The 11,961-nt window shown below is 63.4% G+C and carries 10 protein-coding genes; 3 read left to right on the top strand and 7 right to left on the bottom strand.

Going from position 1 to position 11,961, the window contains the following annotated elements:
- Positions 1–224 precede the first annotated feature (224 nt).
- Positions 225–2,249 carry an ATP-binding protein gene (locus FHX10_RS03005; RefSeq protein ID WP_063474621.1) on the top strand — a complete coding sequence of 675 codons (2,025 nt, stop codon included), beginning with the start codon at positions 225–227 and terminating at the stop codon, positions 2,247–2,249.
- On the opposite strand, the gene FHX10_RS03000 is transcribed toward FHX10_RS03005, so the two are convergent.
- A complete protein-coding gene (locus FHX10_RS03000; protein WP_063474699.1) occupies positions 2,234–3,160 on the bottom strand; it encodes a dihydrodipicolinate synthase family protein in 927 nt (308 codons plus the stop codon). The genes FHX10_RS03005 and FHX10_RS03000 overlap by 16 nt on opposite strands.
- A gap of 20 nt (positions 3,161–3,180) precedes the next feature.
- Positions 3,181–3,795 (bottom strand): LysE family translocator, encoded by a 615-nt coding sequence (locus FHX10_RS02995; RefSeq protein WP_063474620.1) that lies wholly within the window; start codon positions 3,793–3,795, stop codon positions 3,181–3,183.
- Positions 3,796–3,936: 141 nt separating this feature from the next.
- Here FHX10_RS02995 and FHX10_RS02990 point away from each other — a divergent pair, with 141 nt between their 5' ends.
- A complete protein-coding gene (locus FHX10_RS02990; protein ID WP_063474619.1) occupies positions 3,937–5,427 on the top strand; it encodes a PLP-dependent aminotransferase family protein in 1,491 nt (496 codons plus the stop codon).
- Positions 5,428–5,430: 3 nt separating this feature from the next.
- Here FHX10_RS02990 and miaA read toward each other — a convergent pair whose 3' ends face one another.
- On the bottom strand, positions 5,431–6,327 hold the full coding sequence (miaA, locus tag FHX10_RS02985; RefSeq protein ID WP_047610844.1) for a tRNA (adenosine(37)-N6)-dimethylallyltransferase MiaA: 897 nt from the start codon (positions 6,325–6,327) through the stop codon (positions 5,431–5,433).
- Here miaA and serB point away from each other — a divergent pair.
- Complete coding sequence (serB, locus tag FHX10_RS02980) at positions 6,326–7,216, top strand: phosphoserine phosphatase SerB (protein ID WP_047610846.1); 891 nt, start codon at positions 6,326–6,328, stop codon at positions 7,214–7,216. The two genes, miaA and serB, sit on opposite strands and share 2 nt — an antisense overlap.
- A gap of 93 nt (positions 7,217–7,309) precedes the next feature.
- On the opposite strand, the gene FHX10_RS02975 is transcribed toward serB, so the two are convergent.
- The 4 genes from FHX10_RS02975 to FHX10_RS02960 all read right to left on the bottom strand — a co-directional run bounded on the left by FHX10_RS02975 (position 7,310) and on the right by FHX10_RS02960 (position 11,957).
- Entirely contained in the window at positions 7,310–9,040 is a 1,731-nt protein-coding gene (locus FHX10_RS02975) for a Do family serine endopeptidase (RefSeq protein WP_063474618.1), read from the bottom strand.
- 206 nt (positions 9,041–9,246) lie between these two features.
- Positions 9,247–10,203, bottom strand: a complete 957-nt coding sequence (hflC, locus tag FHX10_RS02970; protein ID WP_047610850.1) for a protease modulator HflC — start codon at positions 10,201–10,203, stop codon at positions 9,247–9,249.
- Positions 10,204–10,206: 3 nt separating this feature from the next.
- Positions 10,207–11,289, bottom strand: a complete 1,083-nt coding sequence (hflK, locus tag FHX10_RS02965; RefSeq protein WP_047610852.1) for an FtsH protease activity modulator HflK — start codon at positions 11,287–11,289, stop codon at positions 10,207–10,209.
- A 149-nt stretch (positions 11,290–11,438) separates the two neighbouring features.
- Positions 11,439–11,957, bottom strand: a complete 519-nt coding sequence (locus FHX10_RS02960; RefSeq protein ID WP_047610853.1) for a dihydrofolate reductase — start codon at positions 11,955–11,957, stop codon at positions 11,439–11,441.
- Between the last annotated feature and the right edge of the window lie 4 nt (positions 11,958–11,961).

Genomic DNA, 11,961 nt, shown 5'->3' with positions numbered 1-11,961 from the left:
GTGGCTATCGCCGGATGGTTACACCATCCTGCCCATGCGCTTTCCCACCACGATAAGAGCCGTTGCGATTTTCATGGTCGGCAGTGATAGACAGAAAATTTCGCAGCGTCAACGCATGCCGCAATAAAAAACTGCCCGGCGCCCGTATCCCCGAAAATCGATAGGATGAAGGATTTGTTAAAGGATCGACTTTATTCTTATACGCTACCGCATGGAGTAGCCCTTTGCTCAACAACGACTTGCGCACGTCTGGCAAGGTAGGCGAGCATGATCGCCGCGATGGCCATGCGCCGGGGAATCGCTTTCTCGGCCGCGTCGTTGCATGCAGCGGCTCCAGGGCGACGATTGCCGCCGTCGCCGAACAGGGCGGCACCGATCTTACCGAACTCTGGTCCGTGGGCCGGCTGATTTCGATCAGCGTCGGCCGCAACCGTGTCGTCGCCCTCGTCTATCAGATGAACACCGGCAGCCATGCCTGGGATGAAGGCGAAGACAACACGTTCCGGATCGAGACCGAACTGCTCGGCGAAGTCCGTGTGGATGAGGACGGCACCGAGGAGTTCTCGACCGGCATCTCGCGTTATCCCTATCTCGGCGCCATCGCCCACCGCATCCGTTCCGCCGACCTGATGCGCATCTATGATGCCGGCGAGGGTACGACCGCCGTCATCGGCAAGCTGACGCAGGACGAAAGCATCGATGCGGCGATCCACATCCCCTCGATGCTCTCCAAGCATTTCGCCGTCGTCGGCTCCACCGGCGTCGGCAAGTCGACCGCGGTCTCGCTGCTCCTGCACAAGGCGATCGAGGCGGATCCGAAGCTGCGTGTACTGATCCTCGATCCGCATAATGAATTTGCCGCCGCCTTCCCCAAGCACGCCGTCACCATCGATACCGATACACTCGACCTGCCCTTCTGGCTGATGCGGCTGGAGGAATTCGCCGAGGTCGTTTTTCGCGGCCGTCCGCCGGTGCCCGAAGAGCTCGACATGCTGCGCGATATCCTGCCGGAAGCCAAACGCGCCTTCCGCGGCAGCGACAACTCGCTGGTGCGCCGCACCACGGAAAAAAGCTCGATCACCGCCGATACGCCGGTTCCCTACCGCATGGCCGATCTGCTGGCGCTGATCGACGAACGCATCGGCCGCCTGGAAGGCCGCTCGGAAAAGCCCTTCCTGCGGTCGCTGAAGATGCGCCTCATCGCCGCGATCAACGATCCGCGCTATCATTTCATGTTCTCCAACAACACGATCAGCGACACGATCACCGAAACCATCGCGCAGATCTTCCGCATCCCCGGCGAGAACCGGCCGATCTGCACCTTCCAGCTTGCCGGCATTCCCTCCGAGGTCGTCAATTCGGTCGCCTCTGTGCTCTGCCGCATGGCCTTCGAAGTGGCGCTGTGGAGCGACGGCGCCATCCACATGCTCGTCGTCTGCGAGGAAGCTCACCGCTACATTCCCTCCGATCCGAGCCTCGGCTTCGTGCCGACACGCCAGGCAATTGCCCGCATCGCCAAGGAGGGCCGCAAATACGGCGTCTCGCTCGGCATCATCACCCAGCGGCCGGGCGAGCTCGACCAGACGATCCTGTCGCAGTGTTCGACGCTCTTTGCCATGCGCCTTGCCAACGACCGAGACCAGGAAATCATCCGCTCGGCCATCCCGAATTCGTCGATCTCGACGACGAGCTTCATCTCCTCGATCGGCAATGGCGAGGCAATCGCTTTCGGCGAGGCGATCAGCGTGCCGATGCGCATGCGCTTTTCCCGCGTCGAGGAGAACCTGCTGCCGAAGGCGAGCAGCGCCAATAGCAAGCACAGCGAGGAAGATCCGGATACGGTCGACCTGCGCAAGATCGTCACCCGTATGCGGGCGGTGACCGTCGGACCCGACATTTCGAATTTTCAGCAGAACTATGCCGCATCCGTGGCAAGCTTGGACGAGGCTGATGCAGCCGACGAGGATCTCGACGCCAAGCCCTACGTACCACCAACCTCTTCGGCCGCGCCGCTCGAATCCTACCGACGCGAACTGCTGCCGCAAACGCCGCGACTGGATCCGGCTGCAGTGCCGGCGATCGATCCCCGGCTGGACGCGCTCCGCCGCGAGATGCGCCGCGAGGAGCCGGTCTTTCCCCGGCCGGCGCCGCCGGCGGATCAGCCAGCGATCACCCGCCGGGAGCCTGGCACGTCGCTGCGCGAAAGCATCCTGAAAAAACCGCTGAGCAGCCTCTACAACAAGGATTGACGCTTCAGCTCACTCTCCAGCGTCATTAGAGGTCCGACGGCGTCGAGCACCCGTTGCCGGTCCATCGATGCGAGTGGCAACAGAGGCCGTGGGAGCTCTGCCCGAGCGAGTGAAAGAATGTCGACCAGCGTATAGACCACGCGAAGGCTTCCGAATTCCTTGAACGTTTTCCAGAGCGGCTGAAGGAGAGCATCGAGCCGGCGCGCCTCGCCACTGTCGCCCGCAATCGCGGCCTTGCTGAGCGCAAGGGCGACGCGCGGCAGCAAGCCGCCGATGACGCTGTACCAGGCATCGGCGCCTGAAAGCAGCGCTTCGGCCGCCCCCCAGTCGCCGCTATAGCCGATCGCAAGCTCGGTCTTCTCCCGCAATGCCGCCAGTTCGCCTGCGAGATCGCCGTCAACAGGCAGAGGCATCTTTACCGCCTTGATCGTCTCGAGGTCGGACAGGCGTTGCAGAAGCTCGCGGCTGAAGGTGAAGTGGGTCGTGCCGGGATTGTTGTAGATGCAAAGCGGCAGCTTCGCCGCCTCCGTGACCGCAAGGAAATGCCCATAGGCTTCTTCCTGGGTCAGCGGCGTATAGGATACAGGCGCCAGCAGAAGCGCATCTGCACCAGCGGCCTCGGCATCCCTCGCAAGGTTTTGGGCCTGGTCTGTCCTCAAAGCGCCAACGCCGACGACGAGGGGAATACGGCCGTGAACGCATTCGACCGCAGCCTCGACGGCTCGCCGCCGCTCCTCAGGTGCAAGAAAGGCATAGATCCCGGTGCTGCCGAGAAGACCTATCGAGGCGACGCCTGCATCGCACAGGCGCTCCAGCAGGCGGCTAAGAGCTTCGGTGTCGACCCTGCCATCCCGATCGGCGGGCGTTGGCGGAAAGGCCGAAAGACCATGAAACGGAGAAGCGACAGACATGATGCGATCCTGAAAAACGGTCAATGTGAAAACAGCAGGCGCGATCCGGCGCCGGCGAAGAAGACGGCGAGACTTCCCTCGATCCACCGCCGCGCGCGGGCATAGCCGCGCACCATCGGCGCCGTCGAGAAGAGCACGGCATAGCCGGCAAATATCGAGATCCCGAGAAGCACGCAGCCGCCGAACGCCGTGACGGCCATCTCTGGCGAAGCGCCGGGCTTAAGGCCGAGCGACATGATCGCGACCCAGGCCAGAACCGCCTTCGGATTGCCGAGATGCATCAGAACGCCGCGGCGATAGAGCATGCCGAGTTGCGCGTCAGGCCGGACGAGCTCACCTGCCGGCCTGTCCGGGGCGGCTGCCGAGCGGGCCGCCTTCCAGGCGAGCCAGAGGAGGTACAGCCCGCCTGCGACCTTGAGGAACAGCAGGGCATGGGCATAACGGACCAGCAGTGTCGAAATGCCGGTGACCGCGATCAGCCCCCAGAATGTCGACATCGTGATGACCCCGGCGGCCAAGGCTAACGCCGGTCGACGCCCCTGCCGCATCGCCACATTCATGATGGCCATGTTGCTTGGTCCGGGACTGCCTGCAGCAATTGCATAGGCGATATAGACGACGAGAAGATCCTGCATTTGCGTATTTCCAGAAGTTTGCGCCCACGGACGGCCCCCAGAAACGAAGAATACGGGGAGCAGCCAATCCGCTTCCTTTTCCTCGAAAACTGGTCCACCATAAAGCACCATTTTTGAAGAAAATCTCTAGACCATTTTGCGATGTCCAAACGGCGCAGCACCATCGAAATCCCGTCGCTCAACACGATCGATCGAACGGCCAATGTCGGCCGCCAGCTTGCCCAGAGCCTGCGCAGCGCAATCGCCGGCGGCGAACTGAGGCCAGGCGAACGCCTTCCTTCGACGCGCAGCCTTGCGGCTTCGCTGAAGATCGCGCGCGGCACTGTCGTCGAGGTGTTCGATCAGTTGGTCGCCGAAGGCTATCTCGAAGCGCGGGTCGGAGCCGGAACTCGGGTTGCCGCCCATCTCCTGGACGCGATGCCGGCGCCGGCAGCACCGCCGATCGTTGATGCTGTCGATCTGCCTCCCCCGGCTGCCCGGCTGATCGCCGTTGCCCGTGCGCTCACCCCGCACCCGCCGGTTCCCTTCGCCATTGCCGTCCCGGCGTCCGGTATTGCGCCCGACGACACCTGGCGCCGCCTCGGCAATCGCGTGCGCGCGTCGAGACAGGCCGCACCCTCGGGTTACCACGACCCGATGGGTCTGCACGAGCTCAGGCTTGCCATTGCCGACCACATCAGGCGCGCGCGGGCCGTTCATTGCGAGCCGGAACAGGTCATCGTCACATCGGGCACCCAGCAAGGCCTCTATATGGCAGGCCGGGTGCTTCTCTCGCGTGACGATCCGGTATGGGCCGAGGACCCCGCCTATCCCGGCCTGACGGCAGTGCTCGACGATCTCGGCGTAAGGACGCACCGCTTGCCCGTCGATGCACAGGGGATGAACGTGGAACGCGGCCTCGAACTCTGTCCGCAGGCGCGCGCCGCATTCGTCACCCCTTCGCACCAATATCCGATCGGCATGCCGCTCAGCATGGCGCGGCGCAATGCATTGATCGCCTGGGCCGACCAGAATCGCGCCTGGATCGTCGAGGACGATTACGACAGCGAGCTGCGTTATGCCGGACACCCGTTTCCCTCGATGCAAGGATTGCGTCCGTCACGCGTCATCTATCTCGGCACCTTCAGCAAGGTGCTCTTCCCCTCCCTGCGCCTCGGCTACGTCATCGCCCCTCCTCCGCTCGTAGAAGCCTTTGCCGGCGCCCGCGCCATTCTCGACCGGCATTCGCCGATCGCAGAACAGCATGTTCTGGCGGCCTATATGCGGGAAGGCTATTTCGAGGCGCATATCCGGCGCATCCGCGGCCTCTATGCCGAACGCCGCGCTGTCCTGCTCGCAGCGCTCGAGCGGGCCTTGCCCAAGGGATTCCAAGTTCAGCCGAGCGACCAGGGCATGCATATTCTTTTGTGGCTGCCCGAGCAGGCCGACGACGTGCAACTCGCGGCACGCGCCCTATCGGCCGGCCTCGCCGTGCGGGCTATCTCCCCGATGTATGCTGCGGAGCCTACGCGCCCCGGCCTGATGCTGGGCTTCGGCGGATTTCTTCCGGACCAACTGCGGGCGGCGGTCGGCGAACTCGCCAAACTGCTGAGCCTGCAGATGACTGGAGCGGAAGGCACGCGTCAGGTCTGACACTTAAGCGATCAGCCGTTCCCAGCTGTCGTCCATCTGGTTGCGAAACCATGTCATCTGCCGCTTGGCATATTGCCGCGTCGCCGCAGCACCCTTCTCCAGCACCTCGTCGCGTGTCATCTCGCCCCTCAGCATCGCCGCGATCTGCGACACGCCGATTGCCTTCATCACGGGCGCCTCGGCCGGCAGGTCGAGCGCAAGCAGCGCCCTCACCTCGTCTTCGGCGCCTTGCTGCAGCATTTTTTCGAAACGGCCGTTGATGCGTTGATGCAGCACCGCCCGGTCCGGCAGCACGACGATCTTGCGGGCCTCACCCGCGTCGATCACCACCGGTCCCGACTGGCCCTGGAAATCGGCGATCGACCGCCCCGTCGCCTTCATCACTTCCAGCGCCCGGACGATGCGCTGTCCGTCCTGGCGGTTGAGACTTGCCGCCGTGGCGGGATCGGCGTCAGCGAGCTCCGCATACAACCCGTCCGGCCCCTCCTCCAGCAGCCGTGCCCTGAGGCTTTGCCGCAGTGTCTCCGGTATCCCGGGCATATCCGAGAGTCCGCCGGTCAGCGCCTTGAAATAAAGCCCCGTGCCGCCGACGAAGACCGGCAGCCGTCCTTCGGCCTTGAGCATCGGCAGCAGCGCCGAGACATCGCGCAGCCAGGCGCCTGTGGAATAGGCCGCCCCCGCCGGCACGTGGCCGTAGAGATGATGTGGCACGCCTTGCATCTCCCCCTCCGACGGCCGCGCCGTCAGCACCCGCAGCGTATCGTAGACCTGCATGCTGTCGGCGTTGACAACGACACCGTCATGGCGTTTGGCCAATTCGACGGCGAGCGCGGACTTGCCGCTGGCGGTCGGCCCGGTTATCAGGATCGCGTTCACTGTGCTCAGAAGGTTTTCCATCATGGCCCTCGTTGCCACGCTTGTTGCCAATCCGTCAAATCCCGTGCTGACACCCGCAATCGCCGAACAGGCGGCCGAGGTGGTGAAGGCTTCCGGCCTCTATTGGCTGGCCGACGGCATCGCCTGCGACATCGCGCTGCGCGACGGCACGGATGCGCAGGCGGCCGAGGCCAATATCCTTGCGCTCATATCAGGCGCGCCGATCGACCTCGTCATCCAGGAGCAGGAGACCCGCCGCAAGAAGCTGCTGATTGCCGACATGGATTCGACGATGATCGGCCAGGAGTGCATCGACGAACTCGCCGCCGAAGTCGGCCTGAAGGAAAAGGTTGCCACCATCACCGCCCGCGCCATGAATGGCGAGATCGCCTTCGAACCTGCCCTGCGTGAGCGTGTCGCCCTGCTCAAGGGCCTGCCGCTGTCGGTCGTCGACGAAGTGATCGCCAAGCGCATCACACTTACCCCTGGCGGCCCGGAACTGATCGCCACCATGAAATCGAAAGGCCATTACACCGCCCTCGTCTCCGGCGGCTTCACGGTCTTCACCAGCCGCATCGCCGCCACCCTCGGCTTTGATGAGAACCGCGCCAACACGCTGCTCGAAGACGGCGGCATACTCTCCGGCTTCGTCGCCGAACCGATCCTCGGCAAGCAGGCGAAAGTCGATGCGCTGAACGAAATTTCGGCTCGCCTCGGCATTTCGCCGGAAGAAGCGATCGCCGTCGGCGACGGCGCCAACGACCTCGGCATGCTGCACCTCGCCGGCGCCGGCGTCGCCCTCCACGCCAAGCCCGCCGTCGCCGCGGAAGCTGAGATGCGCATCAACCACGGTGATCTCACAGCCCTGCTCTATATCCAGGGCTACCGGAAGACGGATTTCGTGACGGCTTGAAGACCGACGTGGCACACCCTCATTCCTGTGCTCGTCACAGGAATGGGCGAGAGTTGGAGACGACGGCGGTAATTCACCACCGCCGCAACTTTCTTATTCCATCGGCACCGCCACGAACCGGAGATCGCCATTCGCCGATGCGATCATAAGCTGGGCGTTGCGGCGGCCTTCCTGTTTCAGCGCCTGCACCTTGGCGGCGACCGCATCCGGCGACTTCATGAACTCCTGCGCCACTTCGACGATCACATCGCCGGGCTTCAGCCCCTTTTCGGCCGAGGCGGAGCCGGGCGTCACCTCTGTCACGACGACGCCGTCGACGCTCTCGGCGATGCCGAAAGCCTTGCGCGTCTCGGGGCTCAAAAGCGACAGCGACAGGCCGAGCACGTTCTTCGGCGTTGCCGCATCCGGCGCCACCTGACCCTTATGCTGGTCCGGCGTGCCGGGTTCGGGCTGGACCTGATCGCCGCTGTCAGGCTGGTCCATGTCATTGTTTTCGCCGGGATCCGGCGTGATTACGCCGTCGTCCTGCGAGCCATCGGGCGCCGCATCGCCGGATGCGGCCGCCTGATCGCTGTCTTCGAGCCGGCCAAGCTTCACCTTGACGGTCTGCTCCTTGCCGTCGCGCAGCACCACCACGTCGACTTCCTTGCCGACCGTGCTTTCCGCCACGACGCGCGGCAGGTCGCGCATTTCGCTGACGGTCTTGCCGTCGAATTTCAAGATGACGTCGCCCGCCTTGATCGAGCCGTCGTCGACGGGCCCGCCCTTGATGACGCCGGCGACCAGCGCGCCCTTTGCGCTGTCGAGCCCGAGGCTGTCGGCGATATCGTCGGTCACCGGCTGGATGCGCACGCCGAGCCAGCCGCGCCGCGTCTCGCCATATTCGCGCAGCTGGTCGACGACGCCGGACGCAAGCTCCGACGGCACCGAGAAGCCGATGCCGATCGAACCGCCGCTCGGCGAGATGATCGCCGTGTTGATGCCGATCACTTCACCCTTCATGTTGAAGAGCGGTCCACCGGAATTGCCCTTGTTGATCGCCGCATCCGTCTGGATGAAGTTGTCATAGGGGCCGGCATTGATATTGCGGCCGCGGCCGGAAATGATGCCCACCGTCACCGAACCGCCGAAGCCGAACGGATTGCCGATGGCCATCACCCAGTCGCCGATGCGCATCGTGCTGGAATCGCCGAATTTCACGGATTTCAGCGGCGCCTTCGGCTCGACCTTCAGCACGGAAAGATCGGTCTTCGTATCCGTGCCGATCAGCTTCGCCTTGAGTTTCGAACCATTGGCGAAATTTATCTCGATGTCATCGGCGCCCTCGATCACGTGATTGTTGGTGACGATATAGCCGGCCGGATCGATGACGAAGCCGGAGCCGAGCGAGCTGACATTGTGATTGCCGCCCTTGTTGCCCTGCTGCTTGTTGAAGAAATCGTTGAAGAACTCCTGGAACGGCGAGCCGTCGGGTGCACGCGGCGCCGGGCCGGCCCCCTCGTCGTCCTTCACATTCTGCGAGGTCGAGATATTGACCACGGCATCGAGCAGCCCCTCGGCGAGATCGGCGACCGAAGCCGGGCCGTTGTTTGGCGTGACGGCCTGGATCGGGGCGATCTGCTGTGGCGCGCCGGGTGCGGGCGGCGTGGGCGTAGGAGCAGCCGCCTCCGGAGCAGCCGGAGCGGGCGTGACAACCCCGGGAGCGGTCGTCTCAGGTGCGGTTTGCGCATAGGCAATCCCGTTCATGCCGGCATGCGCAAGAATTGCAGCGCTGGCCATAAGCGCGAGCGTTCGTCTGAAGGGCGAGCGTTTCGTGGGGGCCATCAAGCTTCCTCATAAGGGGTAAATGCGCACATTGAGCACCAGCATAAGGCGGAATGATGGAGGGTGAAATCACCTTTTCGCGAAATCCCCGTGCAATGTGACGTGGCCTCGCAAATGCCGGATCATCTCAATCATCCCACGAAAAAAGGGCCGGCACTCGGGCCGGCCCTTCGAGGATTGTCGGGATGCGATCGGCATCCCTGCCGTCAGTTCGCCGGCTGGGCGGGTGCTGCGGGAGCAGCCGCAGCCGGTGCGGCCGGATTTGCCGGCGACGGCTGCAGAGTGCCGGCGGCATTGTCGAAAAAGCGGAAAAATTCCGAATTCGGCGACAGCACCAGCGTCGTGTCCTGCGACGAAAGGGCCGAGGAATAGGCCGCCATCGAGCGATAGAACTCGAAGAAGGCTTGATCCTTGCTGAACACTTCGGCGAAGACGCGGTTGCGTTCGGCATCGCCCTGGCCCCGAAGGATTTCCGCATCGCGCTGGGCGCCTGCGGTGAGCTCGACAACCTGGCGGTCGGCGACGGCCCGGCGCCGCTGGCCTTCCTCATTGCCTTCGGCACGGATACGCTCGGCCTCGGCAAGGCGTTCCGAACGCATGGCATTATAGGTGTTCGGCGCAACCTCCGGCGAAAGGTCGGTACGGCGGATGCGAACGTCGTCTATATGCAGGCCGAGATTTTCGGCATCTGTGCGCAGGTCGTCGCGAATTTCCAGCATCATCGCGACACGCTCTTCCGAGAGTGCGGCATTGTAGTCACGCAGACCGTAGACGCGGCGAAGCGATGAATCGAGCTGCGCCCTCAGCCGCGCTTCCGCGGCCTCGCGATCACCCGATACCGTCTCGCGGAAACGGCGGACATCCGAGATGTTGTAGATCACGAAGGCATCGACGTCGAAGGTCTGGCCGTCCTGGACCTGAACCCGGATATTGTCGAGATCGAGCCTCAGCGCCTGCTTTTCGACCAACTGAACGCGGTCGGCATCCATGAAGCCGAACGGCAGCTTGAAATAAATGCCAGGCTCGGTCTTGACCGACTGGATCTGGCCGAAACGGACGACAATGGCCTGCTCGCGCGCATTCACCACGAAGATGGACGAATAGAGCCCGACCAGCACGATGGCGAGGATGAGGAGAATGATGGGAAGTCTGTTCGATGTCATGACTCAACCTCCCTGCTGCGCCGGTTTGCCGAGCTCGTTGAGCGGCAGATAGGGCAACACGCCCTGCTTCTCATCGATGATGACCTTCTTCGAGTTCTTCAGCACCTGCTCCATCGTTTCGAGGTACAACCGCTTGCGGGTCACGTCAGGCGCCTTGGAATATTCGTCGTTGATCGCGGTGAAACGCTGCGCTTCACCTTCCGCCTCTTTCACGACACGGTCCTTGTAGGCGGCGGCATCTTCACGGATTCTGGCCGCATCGCCTCGCGCCTGGCCAAGCTTCTGGTTGGTGTAGCGATTGGCCTCTTCGATCGTGCTATCGCGGTCACGGCCGGCACGCTGCACCTCTTCGAAAGCATCGGCGACTTCCCGCGGCGGCGCCACGTTCTGGATCGTCACGCCGGTGACGGTCACGCCGGCGCCATAGCGGTTCATGGTATCCTGCAGAATGTTGAGTACATCCACTTCGATCGGCTGGCGATTGCTGCGGAAGGCGTCCTGGGCCGGACGCCGGCCGACGATTTCGCGCATGGCGCTGTCGGAAACCTGCTGCAGGGTCTCTGCCGGATTTTCGACGTTGAAGAGATAGGCCTTCGGATCACTGACCGTGTAGAAGACGGCGAACTGCACGTTGATGACGCTCTTGTCGCTGGACAGCATCAGGCCGTTCGAAGACGAGGCCGAGGTCGCCCCGATATTCAGCTGTTGCACGGTCACCTTGACCGTCTCGACGGTTTCCATCGGCCAGAAATGGAAATGCAGGCCGGGCATCGAGATCTCTTCCTTCGGCTTGCCGAACCGCAGCTCGACGCCGCGCTCGTCCGGCTGCACCACGTAGATGCACTGGATCAGCCAGAACACCGCGAGGATCGCCACGACGATCACCGCCACGCCGCCGTTGAAACCGCCGGGAACGATGTTGCGCAGCTGGTCCTGGCCGCGCCGGATGATATCTTCCAGATCGGGCGGTCCGCCCTTGCCGCCACCGCCGCGCGGGCGGTTCGGCCCCTGGCCCCATGGTCCCTGATTATTACCGCCGCCGCCGCCCCAAGGGCCGCCGCCGCCATTCTGATTGCTCCAGGGCATCAAAACCTCGTTGTTCGTTAAGTCTTCCACACATCCGGAACCGTGGGGGCTGACCGGCGGATGCGTTGGTGACCGTTATAGGTATCGCCGCATCGGCTTTCAACGCAACGTGGGAAACTTGGTCAATTTAATTGGAAAATAGTTCATTTTCAGGCGTGTCGGCGTTCATAGACGACGAAACGCGTGGGATAGCTGTCTTTCTCGCCGGCCGGAACCGCGATAGACTCCCCCGCCTGCCAAATATCGGGATCGATGGCGGGAAATGAGGCGTCCCCATCGAGATCGGCCTCGACATGCGTGATGCACATCCGGTCGGCAAGGCCGATCGCCTGCGCATAGACCTGACCGCCGCCGAGAATGCAGATCTCATCGACGCCGGTTTCGAGCGCCAGCCTTTCAGCCGCCGTCATCGCCTCCGGCAGCGACTGCGCCATGCTGACATCGGGATGATTTATCGTCGCTTGCCGCGAGATGACGACATTCGGCCGCCCCGGCAGCGGCTTGCCGATCGAATCGTAGGTCTTGCGGCCCATCACGACGGGCTTGCCCAATGTCAGCGCCTTGAAGCGCTTGAGATCGCTCGAAAGCCGCCAGGGCATATCGCCGTCGCGGCCGATAATGCCGTTGCGGGCAACGGCGGCGAAGATGGTCCTGCGGATGTCGGCCATGGAA

The sequence above is a fragment of the Rhizobium sp. BK591 genome (assembly GCF_014195045.1).
Lineage (GTDB): Bacteria > Pseudomonadota > Alphaproteobacteria > Rhizobiales > Rhizobiaceae > Rhizobium > Rhizobium anhuiense.
The sequence above is the reverse complement of the archived record's forward strand: the minus strand, read 5'-3'. Positions and strand labels throughout refer to the sequence as shown.

What these genes read in the sequence shown, in the direction of transcription:
- FHX10_RS03000 (WP_063474699.1), bottom strand. Translation starts at nt 3,160, where the DNA reads ATGTCTGTCGCTTCTCCGTTTCATGGTCTTTCGGCCTTTCCGCCAACG.
- FHX10_RS02995 (WP_063474620.1), bottom strand. Translation starts at nt 3,795, where the DNA reads ATGCAGGATCTTCTCGTCGTCTATATCGCCTATGCAATTGCTGCAGGC.
- FHX10_RS02990 (WP_063474619.1), top strand. Translation starts at nt 3,937, where the DNA reads ATGTCCAAACGGCGCAGCACCATCGAAATCCCGTCGCTCAACACGATC.
- serB (WP_047610846.1), top strand. Translation starts at nt 6,326, where the DNA reads ATGGCCCTCGTTGCCACGCTTGTTGCCAATCCGTCAAATCCCGTGCTG.
- miaA (WP_047610844.1), bottom strand. Translation starts at nt 6,327, where the DNA reads ATGATGGAAAACCTTCTGAGCACAGTGAACGCGATCCTGATAACCGGG.
- FHX10_RS02975 (WP_063474618.1), bottom strand. Translation starts at nt 9,040, where the DNA reads ATGGCCCCCACGAAACGCTCGCCCTTCAGACGAACGCTCGCGCTTATG.
- hflC (WP_047610850.1), bottom strand. Translation starts at nt 10,203, where the DNA reads ATGACATCGAACAGACTTCCCATCATTCTCCTCATCCTCGCCATCGTG.
- hflK (WP_047610852.1), bottom strand. Translation starts at nt 11,289, where the DNA reads ATGCCCTGGAGCAATCAGAATGGCGGCGGCGGCCCTTGGGGCGGCGGC.
- FHX10_RS02960 (WP_047610853.1), bottom strand. Translation starts at nt 11,957, where the DNA reads ATGGCCGACATCCGCAGGACCATCTTCGCCGCCGTTGCCCGCAACGGC.